This window comes from Nonomuraea jiangxiensis, assembly GCF_900099965.1.
Taxonomy (GTDB): Bacteria; Actinomycetota; Actinomycetes; order Streptosporangiales; family Streptosporangiaceae; genus Nonomuraea; species Nonomuraea jiangxiensis.
In genome coordinates this window covers 553218-579017 of sequence record NZ_FNDJ01000002.1, presented here as the reverse complement: position 1 = coordinate 579017, position 25800 = coordinate 553218, and the positions used below count along the sequence as shown (strand labels likewise).

At 71.3% G+C, this 25800-nt stretch carries 21 protein-coding genes, 4 tRNA genes, 3 pseudogenes and 1 riboswitch; of the genes and pseudogenes, 14 read left to right on the top strand and 14 right to left on the bottom strand.

Features of this window, described 5'->3' with window-relative positions; all coding sequences use genetic code 11:
* Positions 1 to 8: 8 nt before the first annotated feature.
* The 5 genes from BLS95_RS05905 to BLS95_RS05885 form a co-directional block, all read right to left on the bottom strand.
* Entirely contained in the window at positions 9 to 2210 is a 2202-nt protein-coding gene (locus BLS95_RS05905; RefSeq protein WP_090929802.1) for a ribonucleoside-diphosphate reductase subunit alpha, read from the bottom strand.
* Positions 2211 to 2329: 119 nt separating this feature from the next.
* A riboswitch (cobalamin riboswitch) is annotated at positions 2330 to 2525 on the bottom strand.
* A 43-nt stretch (positions 2526 to 2568) separates the two neighbouring features.
* Complete coding sequence (locus BLS95_RS05900) at positions 2569 to 3477, bottom strand: Bug family tripartite tricarboxylate transporter substrate binding protein (RefSeq protein ID WP_090929801.1); 909 nt, start codon at positions 3475 to 3477, stop codon at positions 2569 to 2571.
* Positions 3478 to 3583: 106 nt separating this feature from the next.
* Positions 3584 to 4360 carry an SAM-dependent methyltransferase gene (locus BLS95_RS05895; protein ID WP_281249952.1) on the bottom strand — a complete coding sequence of 259 codons (777 nt, stop codon included), beginning with the start codon at positions 4358 to 4360 and terminating at the stop codon, positions 3584 to 3586.
* Positions 4361 to 4430: 70 nt separating this feature from the next.
* A complete protein-coding gene (gene glmS, locus BLS95_RS05890) occupies positions 4431 to 6251 on the bottom strand; it encodes a glutamine--fructose-6-phosphate transaminase (isomerizing) (RefSeq protein WP_090929799.1) in 1821 nt (606 codons plus the stop codon).
* A gap of 50 nt (positions 6252 to 6301) precedes the next feature.
* Positions 6302 to 6577: a hypothetical protein gene (locus BLS95_RS05885; RefSeq protein WP_090929946.1), complete on the bottom strand. Its 276-nt coding sequence runs from the start codon at positions 6575 to 6577 to the stop codon at positions 6302 to 6304.
* 335 nt (positions 6578 to 6912) lie between these two features.
* On the opposite strand from BLS95_RS05885, the gene BLS95_RS57640 reads away from it, so the two are divergent.
* From BLS95_RS57640 to BLS95_RS05860, 5 genes are all read left to right on the top strand, one after another.
* Entirely contained in the window at positions 6913 to 9630 is a 2718-nt protein-coding gene (locus BLS95_RS57640; protein ID WP_245764864.1) for an N-acetylmuramoyl-L-alanine amidase, read from the top strand.
* Positions 9631 to 9721: 91 nt separating this feature from the next.
* Positions 9722 to 9793 (top strand) — tRNA-Gly (locus BLS95_RS05875).
* Positions 9794 to 9808: 15 nt separating this feature from the next.
* Positions 9809 to 9879: transfer RNA gene (locus tag BLS95_RS05870), tRNA-Cys, on the top strand.
* A gap of 49 nt (positions 9880 to 9928) precedes the next feature.
* Positions 9929 to 10000: transfer RNA gene (locus BLS95_RS05865), tRNA-Gly, on the top strand.
* 22 nt (positions 10001 to 10022) lie between these two features.
* A tRNA-Val gene (locus BLS95_RS05860) sits at positions 10023 to 10097 on the top strand.
* A 60-nt stretch (positions 10098 to 10157) separates the two neighbouring features.
* Here BLS95_RS05860 and BLS95_RS05855 read toward each other — a convergent pair.
* Both BLS95_RS05855 and BLS95_RS05850 read right to left on the bottom strand, forming a co-directional pair.
* Complete coding sequence (locus BLS95_RS05855) at positions 10158 to 10430, bottom strand: hypothetical protein (RefSeq protein ID WP_090929798.1); 273 nt, start codon at positions 10428 to 10430, stop codon at positions 10158 to 10160.
* A 260-nt stretch (positions 10431 to 10690) separates the two neighbouring features.
* Positions 10691 to 11563 carry a helix-turn-helix domain-containing protein gene (locus BLS95_RS05850; protein ID WP_090929797.1) on the bottom strand — a complete coding sequence of 291 codons (873 nt, stop codon included), beginning with the start codon at positions 11561 to 11563 and terminating at the stop codon, positions 10691 to 10693.
* A gap of 76 nt (positions 11564 to 11639) precedes the next feature.
* Between BLS95_RS05850 and BLS95_RS05845 the strand changes: the two genes are divergently transcribed.
* From BLS95_RS05845 to BLS95_RS05835, 3 genes are all read left to right on the top strand, one after another.
* Positions 11640 to 12500, top strand: a complete 861-nt coding sequence (locus BLS95_RS05845) for an alpha/beta fold hydrolase (protein WP_090929944.1) — start codon at positions 11640 to 11642, stop codon at positions 12498 to 12500.
* Between the two features lie 33 nt (positions 12501 to 12533).
* Positions 12534 to 13007 (top strand): GNAT family N-acetyltransferase, encoded by a 474-nt coding sequence (locus BLS95_RS05840; RefSeq protein WP_143043596.1) that lies wholly within the window; start codon positions 12534 to 12536, stop codon positions 13005 to 13007.
* A 137-nt stretch (positions 13008 to 13144) separates the two neighbouring features.
* Positions 13145 to 13936, top strand: coding sequence for a mechanosensitive ion channel family protein (locus tag BLS95_RS05835; RefSeq protein WP_090929795.1), 792 nt, complete (start codon positions 13145 to 13147; stop codon positions 13934 to 13936).
* Positions 13937 to 14142: 206 nt separating this feature from the next.
* Here BLS95_RS05835 and BLS95_RS05830 read toward each other — a convergent pair whose 3' ends face one another.
* The 3 genes and pseudogenes from BLS95_RS05830 to BLS95_RS59765 all read right to left on the bottom strand — a co-directional run.
* Entirely contained in the window at positions 14143 to 14454 is a 312-nt protein-coding gene (locus BLS95_RS05830; RefSeq protein WP_090929794.1) for a DUF6401 family natural product biosynthesis protein, read from the bottom strand.
* Positions 14455 to 14480: 26 nt separating this feature from the next.
* Positions 14481 to 15644: a bifunctional 3-oxoadipate enol-lactonase/4-carboxymuconolactone decarboxylase PcaDC gene (gene pcaDC, locus BLS95_RS05825; RefSeq protein WP_245764863.1), complete on the bottom strand. Its 1164-nt coding sequence runs from the start codon at positions 15642 to 15644 to the stop codon at positions 14481 to 14483.
* Positions 15641 to 16369 (bottom strand): annotated as a pseudogene (locus tag BLS95_RS59765) (lyase family protein); the annotation flags it as partial. The gene pcaDC and the pseudogene BLS95_RS59765, both read right to left, overlap by 4 nt.
* Here BLS95_RS59765 and BLS95_RS59760 point away from each other — a divergent pair.
* Positions 16283 to 16477: pseudogene (locus tag BLS95_RS59760) on the top strand (hypothetical protein); the annotation flags it as partial. The pseudogenes BLS95_RS59765 and BLS95_RS59760 sit on opposite strands and share 87 nt — an antisense overlap.
* 102 nt (positions 16478 to 16579) lie before the next feature.
* Here BLS95_RS59760 and BLS95_RS59755 read toward each other — a convergent pair.
* Positions 16580 to 17131 (bottom strand): annotated as a pseudogene (locus BLS95_RS59755) (lyase family protein); the annotation flags it as partial.
* Complete coding sequence (gene pobA / locus BLS95_RS05815; protein ID WP_090929792.1) at positions 17128 to 18282, bottom strand: 4-hydroxybenzoate 3-monooxygenase; 1155 nt, start codon at positions 18280 to 18282, stop codon at positions 17128 to 17130. The gene pobA and the pseudogene BLS95_RS59755, both read right to left, overlap by 4 nt.
* Positions 18283 to 18362: 80 nt before the next feature.
* Here pobA and BLS95_RS05810 point away from each other — a divergent pair, with 80 nt between their 5' ends.
* Positions 18363 to 19136 (top strand): IclR family transcriptional regulator, encoded by a 774-nt coding sequence (locus BLS95_RS05810; protein ID WP_090929791.1) that lies wholly within the window; start codon positions 18363 to 18365, stop codon positions 19134 to 19136.
* Here BLS95_RS05810 and BLS95_RS05805 read toward each other — a convergent pair.
* Positions 19105 to 20883, bottom strand: coding sequence for a thiamine pyrophosphate-dependent enzyme (locus tag BLS95_RS05805; RefSeq protein WP_090929790.1), 1779 nt, complete (start codon positions 20881 to 20883; stop codon positions 19105 to 19107). The two genes, BLS95_RS05810 and BLS95_RS05805, sit on opposite strands and share 32 nt — an antisense overlap.
* Before the next feature lie 130 nt (positions 20884 to 21013).
* On the opposite strand from BLS95_RS05805, the gene BLS95_RS05800 reads away from it, so the two are divergent.
* The 4 genes from BLS95_RS05800 to BLS95_RS05785 all read left to right on the top strand — a co-directional run bounded on the left by BLS95_RS05800 (position 21014) and on the right by BLS95_RS05785 (position 24368).
* Positions 21014 to 21907, top strand: a complete 894-nt coding sequence (locus BLS95_RS05800; protein WP_090929789.1) for an SDR family oxidoreductase — start codon at positions 21014 to 21016, stop codon at positions 21905 to 21907.
* 115 nt (positions 21908 to 22022) lie between these two features.
* The gene (locus BLS95_RS05795; RefSeq protein WP_090929788.1) at positions 22023 to 22601 is read left to right on the top strand and encodes a helix-turn-helix domain-containing protein; all 579 of its coding nucleotides are present in this window, start codon (positions 22023 to 22025) and stop codon (positions 22599 to 22601) included.
* Positions 22602 to 22651: 50 nt separating this feature from the next.
* Positions 22652 to 22948 carry a hypothetical protein gene (locus BLS95_RS05790; RefSeq protein WP_143043595.1) on the top strand — a complete coding sequence of 99 codons (297 nt, stop codon included), beginning with the start codon at positions 22652 to 22654 and terminating at the stop codon, positions 22946 to 22948.
* Between the two features lies 1 nt (position 22949).
* Complete coding sequence (locus BLS95_RS05785; protein WP_090929786.1) at positions 22950 to 24368, top strand: NAD(P)/FAD-dependent oxidoreductase; 1419 nt, start codon at positions 22950 to 22952, stop codon at positions 24366 to 24368.
* A gap of 179 nt (positions 24369 to 24547) precedes the next feature.
* On the opposite strand, the gene ligD is transcribed toward BLS95_RS05785, so the two are convergent.
* Positions 24548 to 25744 carry a non-homologous end-joining DNA ligase gene (gene ligD / locus BLS95_RS05780; protein ID WP_090929785.1) on the bottom strand — a complete coding sequence of 399 codons (1197 nt, stop codon included), beginning with the start codon at positions 25742 to 25744 and terminating at the stop codon, positions 24548 to 24550.
* Positions 25745 to 25800 lie beyond the last annotated feature (56 nt).

The window sequence follows — 25800 nt, the reverse complement described above, 5'->3', positions numbered from 1 at the left end:
GGGGCTCCTTACTGGCAGGCTTCGCAGATCTCGGGGTTCTCCAGCGAGCAGGCGACCGCCGCCTCGACGGGTGCCGCCTCGACGGGTCCGGCCTGCGCCGGCACGGTCTGCGCGGTCCCGGCCACGGTGGTCTGGGCGATCCGGGTGGCGGGGCGGGAGCGCAGGTAGTACGTGGTCTTCAGGCCCTGCTTCCAGGCGTAGGCGTACATCGAGGAGAGCTTGCCGATCGTGGGGGCGGCCATGAAGAGGTTCAGGGACTGGGACTGGTCGATGTACGGCTGGCGCGCGGCGGCCAGGTCGATGAGGGCCTTCTGCGGCAACTCCCAGGCCGTGCGGTAGAGGGCCTTGAGGTCGTCAGGGATGCCGGGGATCGACTGGATCGAGCCGTCGGCGCGCTTGATGTCGTCGCGCATCTGCCGCGTCCACAGCCCGCGCTCCTGCAGGTCGGCCACCAGATATCGGTTGACCTGCAAGAACTCGCCCGACAGCGTCTCACGCTTGAACACGTTGGACACCTGCGGCTCGATGCACTCGTAGCACCCGGCGATGGAGGCGATCGTGGCGGTCGGCGCGATGGCGATCATGAGCGAGTTGCGCAGGCCGGTGCCCGCGATCTTCTCCCGCAGGGCGTCCCAGCGCGGCGTGCTCGGCAGGTAGTGGTCGGGGTGCAGCACTCCCCCGGCGGCCCGGGTGTCGGCGTACGACGGGTGCCGGCCGCGCTCGGCGGCCAGGTCGGCCGAGGTGTCGTAGGCGGCCAGGGCGATCTCCTCGGCGATCCGGGTGGACAGCTCCAGCGCCCGCGGCGAGTCGAACGGCAGCCGCAGCGTGAAGAACACGTCGGCCAGCCCCATCACGCCGAGCCCGATCGGCCGCCAGCGCTTGTTGGCCGCCTCGGCCTCGGGCGTCGGGTAGAAGCCGAGGTCGATCGTGCGGTCCAGGAAGCGCACGGCGGTACGGACGGTGCCGCGCAGTCGGTCCCAGTCGACGTCCCCGCCCGCCAGGTGGGCGGCCAGGTTGATCGAGCCGAGGTTGCAGACCGCGGTCTCGCCGTCGCTGGTGACCTCCAGGATCTCGGTGCACAGGTTGGACAGGTGGATGACGTTCTCGGGGCGGGCGGTCTGGTTGGAGGTGCGGTTGGCGGCGTCCTTGAACGTCATCCAGCCGTTGCCGGTCTGGGCGAGCGTGCGCATCATGCGGCCGTACAGGGTCCTGGCGGGGATCTGGCGGACGAATCGCCCCGCCGCCTCGTAGGCCCGGTACGCGGCCGTGAACGCCTCCCCGTACAGGTCCGTGAGGTCGGGCACCTCCTTGGGGTCGAACAGCGACCAGACCTCGTCCGCCTCCACCCGGCGCATGAACTCGTCCGGCACCCAGTTCGCCAGGTTCAGGTTGTGGGTGCGGCGGGCGTCCTCGCCGGTGTTGTCGCGCAGCTCCAGGAACTCCTCGATGTCGGCGTGCCACGTCTCCAGGTAGACGCAGGCCGCCCCCTTGCGCCGCCCGCCCTGGTTGACCGCCGCCACGGAGGAGTCGAGCGTACGCAGCCAGGGCACGATGCCGTTGGAGTGGCCGTTCGTGCCCCTGATGAGGGAGCCACGCGAGCGCACCCGGGTCCAGGAGATGCCGATGCCGCCGGCGTACTTCGACAGCCGGGCCACCTGCCCGTACCTGTCGTAGATCGACTCCAGCTCGTCGCGCGGCGAGTCGAGCAGGAAGCACGAGGACAGCTGCGGCCGGCGCGCGCCCGCGTTGAACAGCGTGGGCGAGCTGGGCAGGTAGGACAGCGTGGTCATCAGCCCGTAGAGCTCGGCCGCCTCCGCGACCGACTCCGACACCCCGCAGGCCACCCGCAGGAAGAAATGCTGCGGGCGCTCCAGCACCGCCCGCGTCTCTGGATGGCGCAACAGGTAACGGTCATAAACGGTGCGCAAGCCGAAATATTCAAATCTGTCGTCCGCGTCGTCGCAGATCAGGGCGTCCAGCTCGGCGGCGTGCGCGGCGACGAACGCCGCCAGCCCGTCCTGCAGCAGCCCTGCCGCGTGGGTGGCGGCGATGGACTCGGAGAACGACCGCACCCCGTGTCCCGCGGCCTCGTCGGCGATCTCCTCGGCCAGCAGCCGGGCGGCGACCCGGGAGTTGGCCGGGTCGGTGATCACCTGGGCGGCGGCCTCCTCGATGGCCAGGCGGCGGTCAACCTCAACGATCTGCGTCACGTGCTCTCTCTCCTCGCGAGCGAATCCTCGTGAGGGCACGCGAGAGCAGCACGGCGCGGTCACCCGGCCGCGTGCGCTCCGGCCCTCCCTCGAGGCCCTGGACACTTCCGCCGGGCACACGGCCCGGCGCGTCGCCGGCAGGTCTTCGGGCTCGCGGGCGCGCCTACCGGCTCCTAGTGGCCGTCGCTTCCCGGATCTCTCCAGTGCTCATGACGGCGGTCGTTCCCGCTCACCGCTGCGGGGCAGCCCCGGAATCTCACCGGGTTCCCTTTTGCTCCGCCTCGGGGGAGGCGAACCAGCGACGAGCAGGATCCTACATCTAGTGGCAGCTCGCGCAACAACCCCAGCATGTTGTGGCCTAGGCGGTGTCGAGCAGCCCCAGATCACGCAGTACGCCACGGGTGCGCTCCACCTCGGAGGCCAGCCACAACACGAAGTCGTCACCGCTGAGCGGGATCGAGGTCCACCCGTTCGCCCGGCAGGCCGCCTCCCACCCCGGCGATCCGGTCACCTCGTCGCACATGCGCAGGGCCGCCTCGCGCTTCTCGTCGGACATGCTCTCGGGGCCGACGGCCGCCACCCAGTCCGTGAAGTCCACCCGCACGCCGGACTCCAGCAGCGTCGGCACGTCGAGGTCGGCCACCCGGACGGCCGAGGACACCGCGAGCGCCCTGACCCGGCCGGAGCCGATGCTCGCCCGCCACTCGGAGAGCAGGCCGGCGGCGGCCGTGGCCTTGCCGGACAGCAGCGCGGTCACGGCCTCCTGGCTGCCGGCGTAACCGGTGTAGTCGACCTGCCTGGTGTCCGCGCCGAGCCCCTTGGCGATCAGGCCGAACAGCAGGTGGTCCGGCTCGCCCTGCGGCCCGCCGGCCAGCATCGTCTCGCCGGGCCGGGCGAGCAGCTGGGCGCCGAACTCGTCGAAGTCCTTGAAGCGCGAGCTGGTGGGCACGACCACCACCTCGACGTCACCGATGAGCCTGGACAGCGGGGTGGCGGTGTGGTCCAGCGTCCGTGCCCTGTTCAGCTCGGAGGCGGCCAGCTCCGGCAGGCCGGTCACGGTGATCCGGGTGCCGGTGCCCGTCTCGTATCCGGCCGTACGGGCCAGACCCGCGAACGTCCGGCAGACGCGGGCCCAGCGGCTCGCGGCCGGGTTGATCGAGAACCGGGTGCGCGGCCGGACGATGTCGCCGACGACACGCTCGGTGCCGCAACCGGCCGCGCACGTGACGACGCCCAGCCCCCATGCGAGAAACCGCCTCCGGCGCATGCGCCTCTCCCCCCGAAGCCCTTCCCCCTTACCTCAAGTTATTCACACAATACGGACGGTTACACCTGGGAGGTTACGCTTGGCGCTGATCATGAAATTCCGGACTTTATGCGGGCTTTCGCCCGACACCCGCCATCAGCGACGACGGCAGCGACCAGTCGCCCACCAGCTTGGGCCGGTCGGGACGCCAGTCGACGGCCTGCACCAGCCCCGGCGGCTCCAGCGGGAAGTCGCCGAAGAACTCGCGGATCTCCCCCGGCGTGCGGTCGGCGCCACCGCCGGACGAGCCGCGCCGCGCCGGCCCGCCGTCCTCCAGCCGTTCCATGGTGGTGGCGTGGGTGATCACCAGGTAGCTGCCCGGCGCCAGCCTCTCGCGCAGGGCCGCCACCGCGCGCTGCGGCCCTGCCGAGTCCGGCAGGAAGTGCAGGATCGACACCATCACCACCCCGACCGGCCGGGCCAGGTCCAGGAAGGTGCCCGCCCCGGCCAGCACCTCGTCGGGATCGAGCAGGTCGGCCTGGACGAACACCGCCCGCTCCCGCTCCCCGGGCTTGGTGGGCCTGAGCAGGACCTTCGCGTGCGCGCCCACCACCGGGTCGTGGTCGACATAGACGACCCGGGCCTCGGGCGCGACCTCGTGCGCGCTGCCCTGGGTCGGCAGCCCGCTGCCCAGGTCGATGAACTGCCGCACTCCGGCGGCGGCCACGTAACGGACGGCACGCTGCAGGAAGGCCCGGTTGGCGCGGGCCAGCGGGACCGCCTCCGGGATCAGCTCGGCGAGCCTGTCGATGGCCTGCCGGTCGACCGCGAAGTTGTCCCTCCCGCCGAGCATGTAATCGTACATGCGTGCGAGATTGGGCCTCTCATGGTCGAACTGCCGCACGTTATCGAATTTATGTCGTCTGAAGCCAGATAACACTACCTTGAGGCGATTGTGGCTGAATTGGCGTTACTCATTCCACGGTTACGCTCTTCGCAAGGTTGCGCGGCTTGTCCACATCGCGGCCGAGCGCCACGGCGGCGTGGTAGGCGAGCAGCTGCAACGGGATCGTGAGCAGGATCGGGTCGAGCTCGATCTCGTTCTTCGGGATCACGATCACGTCGTCGGCCAGCTTGGCGTCGGGCTCGCGGTGGCCGACCATGAGCACCTGGCCGCCCCGGGCGCGGATCTCGCCGAGCGTGGTGAGGTTCTTGTCGAGCAGCTCGTCGTCGGGCACGATCGCGACCGTCGGCATGTCGGGGCCGATCAGCGCGAGCGGCCCGTGCTTGAGCTCGCTGGCCGGATAGGCCTCGGCGTGCACGTACGAGATCTCCTTGAGCTTCTGCGCGCCCTCGCGGGCCACCGGGTAGCCGCGCACCCGGCCGACGAACATCATGCTCGGGTGCTTGGCGTACTTCTGCGCCAGCTCGGCGATCTTGTCGCCCTGGGTGAGGATCTCCTCGATCTGGCCGGGCAGCCTGCGCAGGCCCTCCACGACGCGCCGCCCGTCGGCGGGCGACAGGTCGCGCACCCGGCCCAGGTGCAGCGCGAGCAGCGCGAACGCCAGCGACGTCGAGGTGAACGCCTTGGTCGAGGCCACGGAGACCTCCGGCCCCGCGTGCAGGTAGATGCCGCCGTCCACCTCGCGGGCGATGGCGCTGCCGACCGCGTTGACGATGCCGATGACCCGGCCGCCCTTGCGCTTGAGCTCTTGTACGGCGGCGAGCGTGTCGTACGTCTCGCCCGACTGGCTGATCGCGACATAGAGCGTGTCGGGGTCCACGACCGGGTTGCGGTAACGGAACTCGCTGGCCGGCTCGGCGTCGGCCGGGATGCGCGCCAGCTCCTCGATGAGCTGCGCGCCGATCTGCCCCGAGTAGTACGCCGACCCGCACCCGATGATCTTGACTCGCCGGAACGAACGGGTCTCGCGGGCGTCCATGTTGAGCCCGCCCAGGTGCGCCACGTGGAAGCGCTCGTCGAGCCGCCCGCTCATCGTCCGGGTGATCGTCTCGGGCTGCTCGGAGATCTCCTTGAGCAGGTAATGCTCGTAGCCGCCGGTGTCGTAGTGGCCGGCGTCCCAGTCGACCGTCAGCGGCTCCTTGGCCGTCTCGCGGGCGTCGCTGGCGAAGGTGTGGAAGCCGTCGGCCTTGAGCACGGCCAGCTCGCCGTCCTCCAGGTGCACGACCTGGCGCGTGTAGCGGACCAGGGCGGCCACGTCGGACGCGGCGAACATCTCCTTCTCGCCGATGCCGAGCACGATCGGGCTGCCGTTGCGCGCCACGACCACCTCGCCGGGACGCTCGGCGTCGATCACGGCGATGCCGTACGTGCCGACGACGCTCTTGAGCGCCTTCCTGACGGCCTCCTCCAGGGTGTCGTTCTCGTCGGCGCCCCGGGCGATCAGGTGCGCGAGCACCTCGGTGTCCGTCTCGGAGGCGAACACCACTCCGTCGGCCTCCAGCTTGGCGCGCAGGTCGGAGGCGTTCTCGATGATGCCGTTGTGCACGACCGCGATGCGCTCGTCAGCCGACAGGTGCGGGTGGGCGTTGGTGTCACTGGGGACGCCGTGCGTAGCCCACCTGGTGTGCCCGATGCCGAGCCCGCCCTTGAACCGCACCGGGACGACCTTGGCCAGGTCGGCCACCCTGCCCTTGACCTTGCGTACCTTCAGTCCTCTGTTGGAAACGACGACCCCGGCCGAGTCGTAGCCCCGGTATTCCAGCCGTTGAAGGCCCTCCAGGAGGATGGGCGCGGCGTCCTTGGGGCCGACATAGGCCACGATTCCGCACATCGAGGTCTCTCCCTTATCCGATTGTCCGGCAACCCGGCGTCTGGTGTCCGTTATCCGTAGACGATCCTGCGCAGCTGCCGCAGGGACAGCTCCGGCGCGGCCACCCGGCGGCCGCGTAATTCGCCGGCGATCCTCGGGAAGATCTCGTCGTTGGTGAAACCGCGCGCCTTCAGCTCGCCGTGACGGCGGCGGACGAACTCCTCGACGGGCTCGGAGAAGTACGCCAGCACGTCGGCGACCACGCGGGCGGCCTCGCCAGGGCCCAGGGGGCTCGTCCTGGTGAGGTGGGCGATGAGGTCTTCGTAGGGATGCCGTGCCGGGGACACAGACGAGGACACTACGGCTCTGGAATGAGACACGCCAACATCCTGCCCGATATCGGGCAGGAATTAACTTCAACGCACATTGACCGCGTTCGATACTTGTCGGAGAGGCCGTGGTGGGAGCGGGTTCGGCACGTTCCGTCCTTTGAACGGGCTTGAGGCGGCTTGCGAGCGCGATGCCGCCTGCCTATGCGCGTCTGACGGCCGATGAGGGGCATGCGGGCTTCGCCGAGGATCCCACTGATCCCATGCGTATCATCCGACCCGTCTGACACATCCCTTTCCTGGGAATGGTCACGTTGAGTAGTCGTACCGTGACGTTCCATGGGGAGATGTCCATGCAGCACTGGCTCGCTGTCGTCCTGACCGCCGGAACCCTCACCGCACCCGCCGGCGCCACCCAAGCGGTCGCGCCCGGACGCCAGGCCGAGCGGCCTGCCACGGGGCGGCAGGCCGACTTCGCCGCCGCCGCGCGGGAGTACGGGGTGCCGGAAAGCGTGCTGCTCGGGGTCTCGTACCTGGAGTCGCGCTGGGACGCGAACGCGGGACAGCCGAGCACGGCCGGGGGTTACGGGCCGATGCACCTGGTGGACGCCTTCCAGGCGGGCGCGCTGTCGGCGGGCTTGGTGGCGGGCGAGGCGTCCGGCGAGGTGATCGCCGACGCCCTGGGCGACGCCAGGGGCGACGCGGCCCGCCCGATGCGGCACCAGTACGCCGACCGCTCCCCCACCTCGGCGCTGCGCATGTCCCAGCCGCCCCCGCCGAGGACGACGCTGCCCGAGGCGGGGAGGCTGATCGGCGTCGATCCGGCCCGGCTCCGGCAGGATCCCGCCCAGAACATCCGGGCCGGCGCCGCCCTGCTCGCCTCCTACCAGAAGCGTCCGAGCGCCGACCCCGCCGACTGGTACGGGGCGGTCGCGCGGTACTCGGGGGCGGAGGACGCGCAGGCCGCTCGTGACTTCGCCGACGAGGTGTTCTCGGTGATGAGGCAGGGGATGGAGCGCCTGACCGACGACGGCCACCTGGTACGCCTGCGCCCCGTAACCGGCCTACCGGCCCCGGGCGCGGCCCGCCAGGCCACCACCACGGGCAAGGCGGCCACCCCGGACACCGCCACCACCCCCGACGACGCGGCCACCGGCCGGGCAGCCGCCGCTCAGGAGGGAGCGGCCACCGGCAGCCAGGCCGGGACGCAATCGGCTACTGGCGGGCAGACCGGAGCCGGAACGCAAGCGGCCACCGGCCGGGAGGCCGGGACCGGTGGGCGGGCTGGGGCCGATGGGCGCGTGGGCGCCGACGAGCGGGTCCTGGACGAGGCGGGGGCCGGGGTAGCCGAGCGCGCCACGGCCGGTGCGCGTACCGAGGCTGCCCAGCGGGCTGGGGCCAGTGCGCGTACCGAGGCTGCCGAGCGGGCTGGGGGCGGTGCGCACGCCGAGGTGGCCGAGCGGGCTGGGGGCGGTGGGCGGCCGGATCCTGAGGGGCGGCCCGTCCCCGACGAGTTGTTCGGCGCGGACCTGCCGCTCGCCAACGGCGCGGAGATCGACACCGACGACCAGGCCGACCTCTACGGGCCGCCGCGATCACGCTGGAAGCCGAAGGCGAAGAAGCGCCGGCTTCCCGGCTACGGACAGACCGCAGGGCCGAGGGCGAACGGGTACGCGCCCGATGGCGAGCTCTATGGCGCCGACGGCTGGGAAACCGGCGACGACCCCGGCCCCTCCGGCTACCCTGATACGTTCGGGTATCCCGATACCTCCGGTTACCCCAGAGATTCCGGCTACCCCGCCCCGTACGGCTATCCCGAAGACCCCGGCGAGTTCAGCGCGCTCGGCGCGGCCGAATCGCCCGACCGGTCGTCGTCCGGCGACCGGACGGAGTGCCCCTCCTCCCTCACCTGCGAATGGATGCCCGCCGCCCATAAACGGTTCGGCAAGAAGAAGGACCGGGACTACGGCAACCACGACCGCATGAGCCGGGCCAGGTCGGTCGACTACATCGTCATCCACGACACCGAGGGCACCTACCAGGGCATCCCCTCCATGATCCGCAACCCGAGGTACGTGAGCTGGCACTACACGATCCGCTCCCGTGACGGGCATGTCGCCCAGCATGTTCCGACGGGGCACATCGCCTGGCATGCCGGCAACTGGGACGTCAACACCCGCTCGATCGGCATCGAGCACGAGGGTTACCTGGCCAAAGGCGGCACCTGGTACACGGAGGCGATGTATCGCGCGTCCGCCAAACTCGTGAAATATCTGGCCGACAAATACGACATCCCTCTCAACCGCGCCCACATCCTCGGCCACGACAACGTACCCGGCACCACCCCGGAAATGGTCGCAGGAATGCACGAGGATCCGGGGCCGTACTGGGACTGGGCCCACTATTTCGCGCTCATGGGCAAGCCCTTCAAGCCCGCCAAGAACGGCGATTCCATCATCATCCGTCCGTCGTACAACGACCATCACCCGCGCTTCACCGGCTGCGTGACCACCAAGCCCTCCCAGGCGTGCCCGCGCCACGGCGCCGCGACCGTCTGGCTGCACAAGGAGCCCAGCGAGGACTCGCCCCTGATCACCGACGTGGGCAAGCACGGGGACAAGCCGGGCACGTACAGCGTGTACGACCACGGCGCCCGCGCCTCCACCGGCCAGCGCTACGCCGTCGCGGGCACCGAGGGCGACTGGACGGCCATCTGGTATCTCGGCCAGAAGGCCTGGTTCCACAACCCGCCCGCCAACCCCACCGCCATCCCGGCCAGGGGCCCGGTGGTCACGCCGCTGACCTCCAAGGTCAGGGTGTACGGCCGCGCGTACCCGGAGAGGTCGGCGTACAAGAGCGCGTCGTACCAGCCGCTGACGCCGCTCCAGTACAGGATCGCCCCCGGCCAGGAGTACACGGTGGGCGACACGATCACCGGTTCGTACTACTCGGCCCACGCCCTCGACCCGTCCAGGCACGTCACCACCACCGGCACAGTGCGCTACTACCAGATCCAGCTCGGGCACCGCGTGATGTTCGTCATGGCCAAGGATGTCCGCCTGATCCGCTGAATTTGGCCCCACCGGCCTCTCGTTGCGCACGGGCACTCCGGGAAGACGATATGGTTTTCCCGTGGCCCGGCGCACGTCGTGTGGGGTTCACGCGGAAGTGGCTCAGTGGTAGAGCATCACCTTGCCAAGGTGAGGGTCGCGGGTTCGAATCCCGTCTTCCGCTCGGAGCAAGTCTCCTGGTGGAGTGGCCGAGAGGCGAGGCAGCGGCCTGCAAAGCCGTCTACACGGGTTCAAATCCCGTCTCCACCTCGGTGATCAGCGGGCCCCTCGGGATCCGCTAAGGTAAAGACAGCCCCATGCGGAAGTGGCTCAGTGGTAGAGCATCACCTTGCCAAGGTGAGGGTCGCGGGTTCGAATCCCGTCTTCCGCTCTGAGTTCCCACAACTCAACAAGGACGATTAGCTCAGCGGGAGAGCGCTTCCCTGACACGGAAGAGGTCACTGGTTCAATCCCAGTATCGTCCACCAGGCTCCACAGCAGACCAGGCCTAACAGGCCTCAGCTCGCGGGTCGAGTCCTTCATCTCGCTCAGCTCGCTGCCGACCCGACGCTCTTCTGATCGGCTGGAGCGAGCTTGAGGCCCTCGCCTTCGACGGCTTTGTCGCCGCCGTCATTCCGTGGCACGAGCGCCCGCGCCAGTTCCGTGGTCTTGTCGAACAGGGCAAGAACGAACTCACGTCCCTCCGGCCGCCAGATCAGGATGGGCAACGCCGGCGCCATGATGGCGACAACCGGGATAAGGAGAAGAACCAAGAGCGCGCCGAGCGCCACTCGCTGCCACGTTGCGTTCAGAACGATCATCTGCGATCCCGGTCCACGGTCCGTTGGGTCACTTCCCAGACGCTTGCGCGCCTTTCCCCCCATGACCGCGTGTCCGCCTGCACGGGCATCGCGGATGATCCAGCCGCTTCGTCGGCCCTGAGTGACCAGCCAGCATCCCCGTGGCTCATCACTCTGGATCGCTTCACCAAGAACACTAACCGTCCGCTCCGAACCAGACAAGTGCCCCGAAGCGCCATGAGGAGGGGCCCTTACGGACTCCTCCGAGGCAGCGGGCTCCTCTACCGGCTCGGGCTCAGGAGCCGTCTCAGGCTCGGGCGTGACGCTCTGGGCGGCCAGGCGAGGTCGTCGACCGCCAGGAACCGCTCGCCGGCCACGGTCGCCGGGGTCACCCCCGTGAACGTCATGACGTCCCGGTGCAGGTGGGACTGGTCGGTGTAGCCGGAGTCGGCGGCGACGCGGGCCGCGCCTTCACCCGCGGCCAGGCGGTGGGCGGCGTGGTCGAAGCGGACCAGCTTCACGGCGCGCTTGGGCGGCAGGCCGAGCTGCGAGCAGAACCGGGACCACAGGCGCTTACGGCTCCAGCCGACCTCGGCCGCCAGCCCGTCGACCCGGACCAGGCCGCGCCCGCCGACGATCCGGTCCCAGGCCCAGGCCACCTCCGGGTCCACCGGCGGCCCCTCCTCATGCCGGCGGGCGATCAGCGCGTCCGTCAACGCGAAGCGCTCCTGCCAGGAGCGGACCTTGCTCAGCCGCTCGCGGATCCGTGACGCCTCCCGGCCCCACAGGTCTTCGAGGGCCACCACGGCGCCGTCGAGACCGGCGGGCGGGACGCCCAGGACCGCGCGTGCGATCACCGGGGACAGGCGCACCTGTACGCACTCGACGTTCTCACCCCGCGCCCAAACCGCGCCGCCGGATCCGAACCCCGGCCCGGCGACCAGGCTTCCCCCGTGCTGCCGCCCGGCGGCATGATCCACCACGGGCGAACCGGTGCCGAAGTCCAGCAGCAGCGTCACCGCCGGGTGCGGAACCATCCGGAGCGCGTCCAGGTCACCGACCCGGAACCCGGCCATGGTGACCCCGGCCACCCGGCTGGGCCGCTGCGGGCAGGCGACGTCCCACACAGCCGCACCGTGGACGAACCTCCGCACGGCCCCATGCTACGCGCGCCCGCCGGGGGAACATTTGTCCAATCCGCCGGCGTACACCGGCCACGACAGTGGCCTCATGACCCTTTCTGACGGCGTACCGCACGTGAAGGGCGGCGCCGGGACTACCGAGCATTCCACCCTGTCCCTGGACGGCGGCGACATCCACGTGTGCCAGGACGGCCCCCGCGACGCCCCCGCGCTCCTGCTCATCCACGGATCCGCTGCCTCGACCCGATCGTGGGACCCGCTGGTCCCGCTACTGGCCCCGTACCATCACGTCATCCGGATCGACCTGCTCGGGCACGGCCGGTCAGCCAAACCGGAGGGCTCCGGCTACGCGCTCCCTGACCAGGCACGCAGGGTCGGCACGGCGCTGGACCGGCTCGGCGTCGAGCACGCCGTCGTCGCCGGCCATTCCAGCGGCGGGGCGGTCGCCACCGCCCTCGCCGAGCAGCGACCCGACCTGGTGACCGCGCTCGTGCTCATCAACGCCGGCCCCGGCCTGGACGCCCTCATCGCCACCGGGTCCGCCGCGATCGCACCCTCGCCGTGGCCGCCGACCGACGAGCAGCTCCGCCAGTTCGGGAGCACCGGGTTCAGCCGCCCGGGCTACGAGGTCCCGGCGGAGCTTCTGGACGACGTTCGTGCCATGACCTACTACTCGCTCACCACGACGATGCGGGCCACCAGCGACTATATGGCGCAGCGGACGCTCCCTGACCGGCTGGCGGTGCTCGGCAAGCCGCTCCTGGTGATCTTCGGCGAGGACGACCGCCGATGGCGATCCTCCTCCGCCGCCGACTACCGCGCCGTACCGGGCGCCAAGGTCGAGCTGCTGCCCGGCCTCGGGCACTCGCCCATCCTCGAGGACCCGCCGCGGACCGCCACCCCGCTCCTGGCCTTCACCGCGAGCCATGCCGGGGCGTATCTCCGTTGACCTGTCAGGAGTCTGCCTGCTGACATGGGCTCCGTGGAGATCGCTGACATGACCAGGGAATACGCGGCCGACATCATCGCCTGGCGTTACCCCCCGCCGTACGACTGCTATGACCTCGCGGGTGTGGAAGCCGCGTTCCTCACCGATCCCGGCAACGGATACCTCGCGCTGGTACACGAGGGCCGGCTCATCGGATTCCGGGTGTTCGGCGTCGACGGGCAGGTGCCGGGTGGCGTGTACGACGGGTCCGCGCTCGACACCGGCGGGGGCCTGCGTCCCGAGCTGACCGGCCGCGGGCTCGGGAGGCAGGCCATCGCGACCGGCCTGACGTACGGGACCGCCCGATTCCGGCCGGCGGCCTTCCGGGTGACGGTCGCCGGCTTCAACCTCCGCGCGCAGCGGGTCCTGCGGGGGCTGGACTTCACTCCCACGGCGACATTCGAGGCCACGACGGACGGCCGCCCCTTCGTCATCATGACCCGGCCCGCCGGGGACTCCGTGGTCTAGCCGTTCGCGGTGGTGCAATGCGCCGTACGGGAGCTTTAGGCAAAATGTCGCTTAGTGCGAACTTTCGGTAGCGTTGCGTGTATAGATCGACTCGGTGCGGGTAGCGCCGTTGCATCGGCTTCTCGGGGGAGGCAAACGTGGACATCAACATAGGCCAGGGCATCACGGACGCCTGGCGGCAGATAGCGACGTTCGTTCCGAAGCTGATCGCGTTCCTGGTGATCCTCATCATCGGGTACATCGTGGCCAAGGCTCTGGAGAAGATCGTCGACAAGATCCTCGAGCGGGTCGGCTTCGACCGGGCCGTGGAGCGCAGCGGCGTGCGGCGGGCGCTGGAGCGCAGCAAGTACGACGCCAGCAGCCTGCTCGCGAGAATCGTCTTCTACGCGATCGCGCTGGTCACCCTGCAGATCGCCTTCAGCGTCTTCGGGCCCAACCCGATCTCCAACATGCTGAACAGCGTGGTCGGATGGCTGCCCAAGGCCATCGTCGCCATCGTGATCATCGTGGTCGCCGGCGCGGTGGCCAGGGCCGTCAAGGACGTTCTCGAAGGCATGCTGGGCGGATTGTCCTACGGCCACTGGCTGGCCGCCGCGGCGTCGGTGTTCATCTGGGCGCTGGGCATCATCGCCGCGCTCAACCAGATCGGCGTGGCCACCACGGTGACGACCCCGGTGCTGATCACGGTGCTCGCCACCCTGGGGGCGATCGCGGCCATCGGCTTCGGCGGCGGGCTCATCCGGCCGATGCAGCAGCGCTGGGAGCGCTGGCTGGGCCGGATCGAGGCGGAGGCGCCGCAGGCCAGGGCGCACGCGGAGGCGTACCAGCGGGGGCTCGCCCACGCCCGGTCGATGTCCGAGACGACGCAGCCCATCTACACGGCACCTGAGGTCGGCGGCGTGCACCGCTCGGAGATGCCACCCGGCTGACCCGGGCATCGCCGGTCGCGACCAGGGCTCCGGCAACCGGACCTCCCGCTGAACCCGCCGCTCTGGTCACGACCGCCCGATCAAGGTGACGCGGGCCGTGGGGACGCGCTTCACGGGGGCGCGGCTCACGGGGCGCGCTTCACGAGGGCGCGGGTGCTGAGGAGGGGGCGGACGGTAGGGAAGGCGGAGGGCGGGGGCGGGGCGGGTCAGGCCCGGCGGCCGTCCTCTAAGTAGCCCAGCTCGCGGGCCAGCCAGCAGACCGCCATCAGCCGCAGCGCGGGAGGGTCGAGCCGCCCGTCGAAGACCCAGCCGCGGTCCCGCAGCTCGTCGAGGAAGCCCAGCAGATAGTCGCGCAAGGTCTCCTTGTCCAGCGGAACCGTGTCACGCAACTCCGCCGCGTGCTGGTCGATGGCGGCCACCAGCCCCGGCTCGTCACCCATCCTGGCGAGCTGGGCTTCCCCCATCTCGTCCATCAACCAGCGCAGGGGCTTTACCGCCCATCCTTCCTCGAAGACCATCTTCCTACCCTATGGCATCCACCAGGTCAAAGACCCTCGGCGTCGATCTCCGCGAGCGTGCGCCGGGCCACCGCGAAGGCCGCGTTCGCCGCCGGGACCCCGCAATAGACGGCCGCCTGGAGCAGCACTTCCTTGACCTCGTCCCGGGTGAGCCCGTTGCGTAAGGCCGCGCGTACGTGCATCGCCAGCTCCTCCAGGTGCCCGCCCGCCACCAGCGCGGTCAGCGTGACGCAGCTCCGGGTGCGCCGGTCCAGGCCCGGCCGGTTCCAGATCTCGTCCCAGGCGTAGCGGGTGATGAACTCCTGGAAGTCGCGGGTGAAGTCGGTGGTGGCAGCCACGGCCCGGTCCACGTGCGCGTCGCCCAGCACCTCCCGCCTGGTGCGCATCCCGGCCGCCAACCGGTCGGGACCGGTCTCGGCGGCCGGCGGTGGCGGGCTGTCGCCGTACGCCGTACGGTAGTCGCCGGTCAGGTGGCCGACGAGGGCGGTGGTGACGGCGTCGGGGCGTTCCACGTTCGCCAGGTGGGAGGCGTTCGGCACCACCGTGAGGAACGCCCCCGGGATGCCGCGGGCCAGCGTGAGCGCGTGGTCCAGCGGCGTGGCCGGGTCGTCCGCGCCGGCCACCACGAGGGTGGGCGCGGCAACCTCCCCCAGCCGGCCCGTCAGGTCGAAGGCGGCGATGGCCTCGCAGCAGGCGGCGTACGACTTGGCGTCCGCCTCCGCCGCCATGTCCAGCACCCACCGGCCGTCGAAGCCGGGGGTGAACCAGCGATCCCGCAAGACCGGCACGAGTGCCGCCATGCCCTTGCCGCGCACCAGCGCCGCCCGGCCCAGCCAGGGCCCCGGCTCGCCGAACCTGGCCGACGTGCAGACCAGCACCAGTTTGCGTACCCGGTGCCCGGCGAGGAGGGCGATCGTCCCGGCCACCGCGCCGCCGAGGGAGATGCCGCCGACCGCGAACCGCTCGTCCTCGACGAGATCCAGGACCGCCGCCGCCAGGTCCTCGACCGTGAACCCGGACGCGGCGGGCAGGGAACCGCCGTGGCCCGGCAGGTCGTACCGCAGGACGCGCCAGGAGCCGTTGAGTGCGGGCAGCTGGGGCCGCCAGACGTCCATCGTGGTGCCCAGCGAGGGTCCGAGCACCAGCAGCGGCGCGTCGGCGGGGCCGTCGATGCGGTGATGCAGTTTCACGGTTGCTCCCGGTAGGTGGCGAGGATGCGATCGACGAGCTCCGGCGCGGCGCCCAGGTATCCCTCGGGATCGAGCAGCTCGTCGAGGACCGGGCCCTCCGTGGCGGGCGCGAGGGCCTCGCGCAGGGGAACCTCGGCGGCGGGCGCCTCGGCCAGGGCGTCGCGCAGCGGGACCTCGGCGGCGAGCGCCTCGGCCAGGGCCTCGCGGCCGAGGCGGGCGGCCAGGCGCTCGGCGACCAGGCGGCCACCGGTCAGGCCGGCGTTGGCGCGCATCCGCTCAGGGAACACCCGCAGCCCGGCCACCAGCTCGGCGGCGGTCTCGGCCGCGCCGCCGGTCAGGCGCAGCGCCTCGCGCAGCGGCAGCCACTCCGCCTGCCACGCGCCCGCCGCCCGCTCGTGCTCGCCCACCTGGCCGAGCAGCTGCGTGTACGCGGGCACCTGGAGCGCGGCCGAGCGCACGAGGACGGACAGGGCGGGGTTGCGTTTCTGCGGCATGGCCGACGAGCCGCCGGTCGTCGACTCGGCCACCTCCCCTACCTCGGTCTGGGCCATCAGTACGAGGTCGGTGGCCGGTTTGCCGAGGGCGCGGGCCGTACCTGCCAGCGCGGCGCCCAGGTCGGTGACGGCGGAGCGCTCGGCGTGCCATGGGACCGCCGGTGCCGCCAGCCCGATCTCCGCGGCGAACAGCTCCACCAGCTCCAGCGCGACGCGCGCCCCCGCGCCGAAGGCCGCCGCACCCGGCCCCGCCCCGCCCGGCTGGTCGCTGGTCGGCTGGTCGGGGCCCGGCTGGTCCGTGCCCGGCTGGACGGGGCCCGGCTGGTCGGGGCCCGGCTGGTCCGTGCCCGGCTGGACGGGGCTCAGTTCGGCGATGCCCAGTTCGGTGGCGGCCAGCTCGGTGAAGGCCGCCAGGGTGCCCGCGGCGCCGCCGAGCTGGGCGGGCAACCGCAGCTCGCGCAGCCGGGCGCGGGCCCGCATGAGACCCGCCAGCCACCCGGCCGCCTTCAGCCCGAACGTGGTCGGCACCGCCTGCTGCCCCAGCGTCCGCGCCGCCATCACGGTGTCCCGGTGCTGTTCGGCCAGCTCGGACAGGTCCCGCATGATCACGCCCAGCTCGCCGACGATCCCGCGGACGGCCCGGGTGGCCACGAGCATGGCGGCGCTGTCCATGATGTCCTGGCTGGTGGCCCCGCGGTGCACGTACGTGGCCGCGCCGGGCACGGCCCGCCGCAGGTCCGCCACCAGCGGGACGACCAGGCTGGCCGACGGCCGGGAGCGGCGTGCCAGGTCGGCGGGGTCGATGACGAGCGCGGCGGCCGCCCGGTCGATGGCCGCCGCGGCCTCGCCCGGGATCAGTCCCAGCCGGGCCTGCGCGCGGGCGAGCGCCGCCTCGGCCTCCAGCATGGCCCGCACCCACGCCGGGTCCGAGGTGATCCGCTCGGCCTCGGTGCCCGCCCAGACCGGGGCGAGCAGCCCTCCGTCGCCGCTCACGGCAGGCCCACGTAGTTCTCGGCCAGCGTGGTGGCGGCGGCCTCCGAGGAGGTCACGTAGTCCAGGTAGGACAGCTGCAGCCGCCGCCCGTACGGGTCGTCGTCCTCGAAGGTGTGCAGCAGCGTCGTCATCCACCACGAGAAGTGCTGGGCCCGCCACACCCGCCGCAGGCACGCCTCGGAGTAGCCGTCGAGCAGCTCGGTCGAGCCGCGTTCGAAGTAGGCGGCCAGCGCCTCGGTGAGCACCCGGACGTCGGCCACGGCCAGGTTGAGCCCCTTGGCCCCGGTGGGCGGCACGATGTGGGCGGCGTCGCCGGCCAGGTAGAGGCGGCCGTACTGCATGGGCTCCGCGACGAACGCCCGCATCGGCGTGACGCCCTTCTCCGTGATCTCGCCGGTGGTCAGCGTGAAGCCCGGCACGCTCTCCAGCCTGGCCCGCAGCTCGGCCCAGATCCGTTCGTCCGGCCAGTCCTCCACCCGGGCGTCGGCCGGGACCTGGAGGTAGAAGCGGCTGACGGTGGGCGAGCGCATGCTGTGCAGCGCGAAGCCGCGATCGGTCCTGGTGTAGATCAGCTCATCGGATGACGGTGCCACCTTGGCCAGAATGCCCAGCCAGGCGAAGGGATATTCCCGCTCGAACACGCTCAGCACGCCCTCGGGGATGGACGGCCTCGAAACGCCGTGGAAGCCGTCGCAGCCGGCGATCACGTCGCAGTCGAGCCGCTCGCCGCCGAACGTCAGGTAGGGCTCGGACTCCAGCCCGTGCACGGCCACGTCCTCGACCTCGAACCGCACGTCGCCACCGGCGTCGAGCCGGGCCGCGACGAGGTCCTTGACCACTTCCTGCTGGCCGTAGACGGTGATGGACCTGCCGGGCACCAGCTTCTCGAAGGCGATCCGATGGCCCGCGCCGCCGTACCTGAGCTCGATGCCGTGGTGCGGCAGCCCCTCGCGGCGCAGCCGCTCCCCCACCCCCGCCTCGACCAGCGTGTCCACCGTGCCCTGCTCCAGCACCCCGGCCCGTACCCGTCGCTCGACGTGGTCGCGGCTGCGTTTTTCCAGCACCACGGAGGAGATGCCGCGCAGGTGGAGCAGGTGAGAAAGGAGCAGTCCCGCGGGGCCTGCGCCGATGATCCCGACCTGAGTTCGCATGAGGGAAGCATCCTGCCTCAAGCGTGAATAAGCCGATAGGCCCCTTCCACTGAGCGGAAGAACTGTGCAGGATGGGCCGCATGGCAGGTGGATCACGCCAACCCGGGCGCTCGGTGACGTCCAAGGTGCTGTCCATCCTGGGGGCGTTCGACGCTGCTCATCCGCAACTGTCCCTGACCGATCTGGCCAGGCGCAGCGGGCTGCCGCTGAGCACGACGCACCGGCTGGTCGGCGAGCTGGAGCGGTGGCAGGCGCTGAGCCGGGCGCCGGACGGGCGGCTGCGGGTCGGGCTGCGGTTGTGGGAGCTGGGCCAGCTCGCCCCGGGCCGGATGCGCGAGCTCGCGCATCCGTGGCTGCAGGAGCTGTTCGGCACGACGGGCGAGAACGTCCACCTCGCGGTCCGCGACGGCCTGGAGGTCCTGTACGTGGACAAGGTGCACGGCAGGCACGCCGTCCCCATCGTCTCCAGGACCGGCAGCCGGCTGCCGATGCACCCGACCGGCGTGGGCAAGGCGCTGCTGGCCCACGAGCCGGACTGGTTCGTCAAGTCGTACCTGGCGCGCAAGCTCGAACGCCCGACCGCGCACACCATCACCGAGCCGGGGCGGCTGGCCAGGGAGCTGGCGGCGGTGCGGGCCCAGGGCTACGCGCTGACGTACGAGGAGATGACGCTGGGCTCGTGCTCGGCTGCGGCCCCGATCCTGGTGGACGGGCGGGTCGTGGCGGCGCTGGGCGTCGTGCTCTCCTCCCGGCGCGCCCGCGAGCTGACCCGGCTGGTGGAGCCGCTGCTGTCCGCCACGGCCGGGATCTCCAGGGCCTGCGCTAGTCCCCCAGCTTCTGGATACGGTCCTTGAACAACGTCGTGGCGATGGCGGCCTTGTGCGGCTGGCCCTTGAGGAACGCCTGGGCGAAGCTCTTGGCCTGCTCGTAGGAGACCTTGCCGGGCATGGGCGGCTCGTTCGGATTCACGTCCACGTCGACCAGCGCGGGCCCGTCGTGCTCCAGCGCCTGCCGGATGGCCGGGGCCACGTCGCCCGACTTGGTGACCTTGGCCCCGAAGCCGCCGCACGCCCGCGCCCAGACGGAGAAGTCGGCCTCGGGCTGGTGGAAGCGCACGCCGTGCTCCGGGTAACCGAGCACCATCTGCTCCCAGAGGATCTGGCCGAGCGAGTTGTTGTTGTTCACGACCACCTTGATCGGCAGCCGGTGCTGGGCCGCGGTCAGGAACTCGGCCATCAGCATGGCGAAGCCGCCGTCGCCGACGTACGCGATGACCTGCCGCCCGGGGAAGGCGTGCTGCATCGCGATGGCGTACGGGAGGCCGGGCGCCATGGTGGCCAGCGTGCCCGACAGGTAGAACTCGCGCTCGCCGCGGATGGTCCAGTGCCGGGCCGCCCAGGTGGCGATGGTGCCGCTGTCGCAGGTCAGGATGGCGTCGTCGGCCGCGAGGTCGTCCACGACGGACATGGCGTACTGCGGGGCGATGGGATCCCGGTCCGGGTTCTCCAGGGACTCCATCTCGGAGCGCCACTTCGCCATCATCTTCTGATATTTCGCCAGATGACCGTTCTCTTCCCGGTGGGACAGCAGCGGCAGCAGCGCCCGCAAGCCCTCCTTGGCGTCGCACACCACGGGCACGTCGGTCGCGATCCGCGCCCCGGCCCTGGTCGGCTCCGCCTCGAACTGCACCACCCGCGCCCGGTCGCTGCCCGGTCCGGTCTCCGGCAGGAACGCGGAGTAGGGGAAGTTCGTGCCCACCATGAACAGCACGTCGGCGTCGTCCATCAACTCCTCGCTCGGCCGGGTGCCGAGCAGCCCGATCCCTCCGGTCGTGTACGGCGAGTCGTCCGGGATGACCGCCTTGCCGGGCAGTGTCTTGACCACGGGCGCGCCGAGGGCCTCGGCCACGGCCAGCACTTCCTGCCGGGCGCCCAGCGCACCCGCCCCGACCAGGATGGCCGGGCGCTCGGCGTGGTTGAGCACCTCGGCCGCCCATTCGATGTCCTCGGGCCGGGGGATCCCGGGCGGCGTCAGGTAGACGGGCATGGTGTGCGGCGTCCTGGCCGGGGCCACGTGCCGGTACGGGTCCGCCCCGGCCTCGGCCACCTGGATGTCGTTGGGCAGCGTGAGGTGGGCCACGCCGCGCCGCGCGTACGCGGTCCTGATCGCCAGGTCCACCAGCGAGGGGAGCTGGGAAGGGTTGCTGATCAGCATGTTGTACTCGGCGACGTCGGCGAACAGCCGGTCCAGGTGGACCTCCTGCTGGTAGCCGGTGCCGAGTACGGAGGTCTCCTGCATGCCCGTGATCGCCAGTACGGGGACGTGGTCGAGTTTGGCGTCGTAGAGCCCGTTGAGCAGGTGGATGCCGCCCGGCCCCGAGGTGGCCAGGCACACGCCGATCCGGCCGGTCGCCTTGGCGTAGGCGGTGGCCATGAAGGCGGCGGCCTCCTCGTGGTGCACCAGGACGAAGCGCACCCGGTCACGGTGGCGGCGCAGCGCCTCCATGATTCCGTTGATGCCGTCGCCCGGCAGGCCGAAGACGGTGTCCACGCCCCATTCCGCGAGCCGTTCTACCAGGGATTCCGATGCGATACGAGCCATGGGGGCCGACTACCCCGCTCGGCCGCGTGCAGACACGACCCGGCGATCTCCCGCCGGCCCCCGCCGTTTTTGTCGCTGTTCAGCGCTCTTTGGTGTCATCGAGGGGGATTTGCGGGGTAGTGGGAGCGGCATGCGCATTCTGGTCACTGGAGCCACGGGAACGCTGGGCGGTGCGGTGCTGCCCGCGCTGGTCAAGGCCGGTCATCAGGTGCGAGCGCTGAGCCGTACCAGGCGGGAGAGCCGCGGGAACGTCGAGTGGGCGTGGGGCGACCTCATCTCGGACGGCGGCGTCCGCGACGCGGTCCGGAACGTCGAGGTGGTCGTGCACCTGGCCACGAGCGGCCGCAAGGGGCGCGGCGCCGCCGACGTGCCGGGCACCCGCATGCTGCTGACCGCCGCCCGCGCGGCGGGGGTCTCGCACCTGCTGTTCACCTCGGTGGTCGGCGCCGACCGGGCCCCGGTCGGCTATCTCAAGGACAAGCTGGCGGCCGAGGGCCTGGTCGCGGAGAGCGGCCTGGGCTGGACCGTGCTCCGCGCCACCCCGTTCCACCAGTGGCTCGACCGGCGGCTGGCCGATTTCCTGGCGTCCCCGGCGCTGCCGGTGGACCGCTCGTTGCCCTGGCAGCCGGTCCACACGGGCGAGGTCGCCGCGCGGGTGGCCGCGCTGCTCGCCGCGGGTCCCTCCGGCAGCGTGCTCGAGTTCGGCGGCCCGGAGGTGGTCGGCATGGAGGACCTGGTCAGGACCTGGCAGTGCGCCCACGGCCGGAACCGTCCCCGCCTGCCGCTCCGCTTCCCCGGCAGGCTGTACGCGGCCCAGCGCGCCGGCGCCCTCCTCACCGAGGCCACGCCCAAGGGCCGGATCACCTGGCACGACTACCTGTTCCCGCCGCCGCCCGAGCTGTCGGACGACTTCGCCATGGAGCACACCGCCTCGCCCACCAGCCCGGCGACCCAGCCGGAGCACGACCCCGACCTGCGCGTATACGGCGGCGACGAGGGCTACCAGCGCCCCACCCGCGGCTGATCCACCCTTTACGCACTCGTTATTCCCCTCCCCCTTGCTGGGCCTTCCGCCCCCTCTGTACGGTCCTTTCATTGCCACTTAACAACTTGTTCAGTGCAGCCAATCGAGAGGTTCGATGACGGAGTCGGAGAACGCCCGCTTGGGTGCGCGAATCCGCGCCTACCGCAACATGCGCCGCATGACCGTGCGTGCTCTCGCGGCGCAGGCCAGGGCGAGCGCGAGCTTCATCAGCCAACTGGAGCGCGGGCAGACCAGCTCCAGCATCGGGATGCTGCGGCGGATCGCCTCGGCACTGGGTCTCACGGTCGCGGATCTGTTCAACGAGGACGACCACGTCGGGCACCGCGTGGTACGCCGCGAGGCGCGTCCGGAGCTGCGCACCGCCCCGGGCACGCGCAAGTTCCTGATCTCCCAGCGCCCGCTGCAGAACGTCGAGATCTACGCCGGGGAGTTCGAGCCCGGCTCCTCCACCGGGACCGAGCCGTACACCCACGGCGACTCCCAGGAGATCATCCTGGTGGTCCGCGGGCGGATCACGCTCTGGCTCGGCCCCACCGGATCCGGCGACGTCCACGTGCTGGACCCTGGGGACAGCGTGGAATACCGGACTTCGGTCCCGCACCGGGTCGTCAACGAGAGCGACGAGACGGCCGAGGTGCTCTGGATGATCGCCCCGCCCACCCCGTCCTCCTGAACCTCACTTCACAACAGCCGACAAGGGGGTGGCACATCATGCCAACGCTCATGCCAACGCGACCGGCCACCATGGCCGAGGCCGCGGATGCGCCGCTGCCCGCGACCACCCGCGAAGCGGAGCCCGTCGCCGCGGGCACGCCCAGGACGGACACCCGCAGCGCCTCCGGCCCGCCAGCCACCCCCGCTGATCTCATGGCGCCGGAGCCCAGACTGCCGGTACGCGAGCAGGCCGACAGCCTCGCCCACATTCGCGGCGACGATGACGACGACGACGTCACGCCGGCGTGGCCGTCGTCATCGACTCCGCCCTGCTGCCCGACTTTCCCGATGTGGAGGCTGTACTGATATGAGAGGCATCCCGCTGACCAAGGACTTCGCGAACGGCGGGGTCTCCTTCTGGTATCGGCAGATCGGCCTGCCGGATCGGCGGGCCGCGTTGCCGGGGCCGCGTTCGTACGACGTGGCCATCGTCGGCGGTGGCTACACCGGCCTGTGGACCGCGTACTACCTGAAGAAGGCCGATCCGGGGCTGCGCATAGCGATCCTGGAGAAGGAGTTCGCCGGGTTCGGCGCCTCGGGGCGCAACGGCGGGTGGTTGTCGGCCGAGTTCGCGGGTTCACGCAGGCGGCACGCCAAGGCGCGTGGGCGCCAGGCGATGATCGATCTGCAGCACGCGATGTTCCGTGCCGTGGACGAGGTCGTCTCGGTGACGCGGGAGGAGGGCATCGACGCCGACATCCACAAGGGCGGCCTCATCCACGTCGCGACGAACCCGGCCCAGCGACGGCGGTTGCACGAGGAGCTGCGGGACCTGCGTACCTGGGGTTACGGGGAGGAGGACCTGCGCCTGCTGGACCGCGACGAGCAGCGCGAACGCGTGCAGGTGGCGGGGACGCTGGCGGCCACCTACTCCCCGCACTGCGCCCGCATCCAGCCCGCCAAGCTGGCGGTCGGCCTGGCCGCCGCGGTGGCCCGGCTGGGGGTGGACATCTTCGAGAACACGCCGGTCACCGAGATCCTGCCGCGGCGGGACGGCGCTCAGGCCACGGCGCTCACCCCGCGCGGGGCGGTCACGGCGGACTACGTCATCCGGGCCACCGAGGGCTTCACCGCCTCGCTGGCCGGGCAGCACCGGCAGTGGCTGCCGATGAACAGCTCCATGATCGTCACTGAGCCGCTGCCGCCGGAGGTGTGGAAGCACATCGGGTGGCCAGGCAACGAGCTGCTCGGGGACGAGGCGCACGCCTACATCTACGCGCAGCGGACCGCCGACGACCGGATCGCGATCGGGGGGCGGGGGGTGCCCTACCGGTTCGGCTCGCGTACCGACAACCGGGGTGCCACCCAGCCGCAGACCGTGGCGCTGCTGTGGCGGATGCTGATCAAGCTGTTCCCCGCGGCGGCGGACGCGCGGATCCAGCACGCCTGGTGCGGTGTGCTGGGGGTGCCGCGTGACTGGTGCTCGACGGTCCACCTGGACCACGCGACGGGCCTCGGCTGGGCGGGCGGCTACGTGGGCAGCGGCGTCACGACGACGAACCTGGCCGGGCGCACCCTGCGCGACCTGGTGCTCCGGCGGGAGACCGAGCTGACCGGGCTGCCCTGGGTGGGCCGCCAGGTGCGCCAGTGGGAGCCGGAGCCGTTGCGGTGGGCGGGTGTGCAGCTCATCTACGCACTGTTCCGCACCGCCGACCGGCACGAGAACGACCACGGCACCACGACCTCGCCCTACGCCCGGCTGGCCAACCTGATCTCAGGCCGCTGACACCCCACCCGGCGCCCGCCCCGAGATCCCCGCGATCCCGGGCGCAGGGCCCGGCCGCCCGCCGCGACAACGGAATCCGACGCACCCGATCAGCCGCACACCGCTCATCCCCTGGGGCGAGGTGCCGCACAGGTGGCCGGCCGCTCACAGCCAAGCCCGCGAAGGGCCACTGGTGGTCATCAGCCCGGGGAAGCCCCGTGCCAGGGGTCGTAGTCGACCTCCAGCGGCTCCTGCGCCGGGCGCTCCTCCTCAGGGACGTGCTGCAGGTTGACGCGGATGCGATACCACACGCTGCTGCGCCCCCGCATGCCGTCCACCAGCACGTCGGCGGGCTCCAGCCGGGCGGCGACCGCCGGGTGGCGGGCCTTCCACCGCTCGAACCCCGCCATCGCCTCGTCCTTGTGCTCCGCCCTGGCGATCTCGATGACGGGCATGGTCTGCTGCCTGCGCCCGCTGCCTTTGGGCGGCTTGGGCGCGGGCCCGAGCTCCTCGGCCAGCGCGAGCAGCCCGTCGAGCGAGCCCGCGTGCAGGTCCATGTCCTCCCACGGGTCGCCGATCTCGGCCAGCCGCTTGGGCACGGTGTCGATGGTGAACCGCTCGGGCCGGCAACCCGGCACCTCGTCCCAGGTCAGCGGCGTTGACACGCGGGCGTCCTGCACGGCGCGCACGGAGTAGGCTGAGGCCACCGTGCGGTCGTAGGCGTTCTGATTGAAGTCGACGAAGACCCCGTGCCGCTCCTCCTTCCACCAGCGGCTGGTGGCCAGGTCGGGAGCCCGCCGCTCGACCTCCCTCGCCACCGTCTCGGCCGCCTTGCGGACCTTGGCGAACGGCCAGCGCCGCTCGATCCGGGCGTACACGTGGAAGCCGCGCGAGCCCGACGTCTTCGGCCACGCCACCAGCCCGTGGTCGGCCAGCACCTCGCGGGCCACCTGGGCCGTCCTGAGCACGTCGGCCCACTCCACGCCCGGCACCGGGTCGAGGTCGATGCGCAGCTCGTCGGGTCTGGAGAGGTCGTCGGAGCGCACCGGGTGCGGGTTGAGGTCGACACATCCCAGGTTGACCACCCACAGGAGCTGGGCCAGGTCGGTGCACACCACCTCTTCCGCGCTCAGCCCCGACCGGTATTTCAGCTCGGCCACCTCGATCCACTCGGGCCGCTTGGCCGGGGCCCGTTTCTGGAAGAAGGCCTCCTGCTCGATCCCGTGCACGAACCGCTTGAGCACCATCGGCCGCCCGTGCACGCCCCGCAGCGCCCCATCGCCAACGGCCTGGTAGAACCGCAGCAGGTCGAGCTTGGTGTGCCCGGACCGCGGGAAGACGACCTTGTCCGGACTGGTGATGCGCACCTCACGACCGGCGACCTCGATGTCAGGCATACGGTCACCATACGCGGCCCCACCGACAGCCCCCGGAACACGACGAACCACCCGCC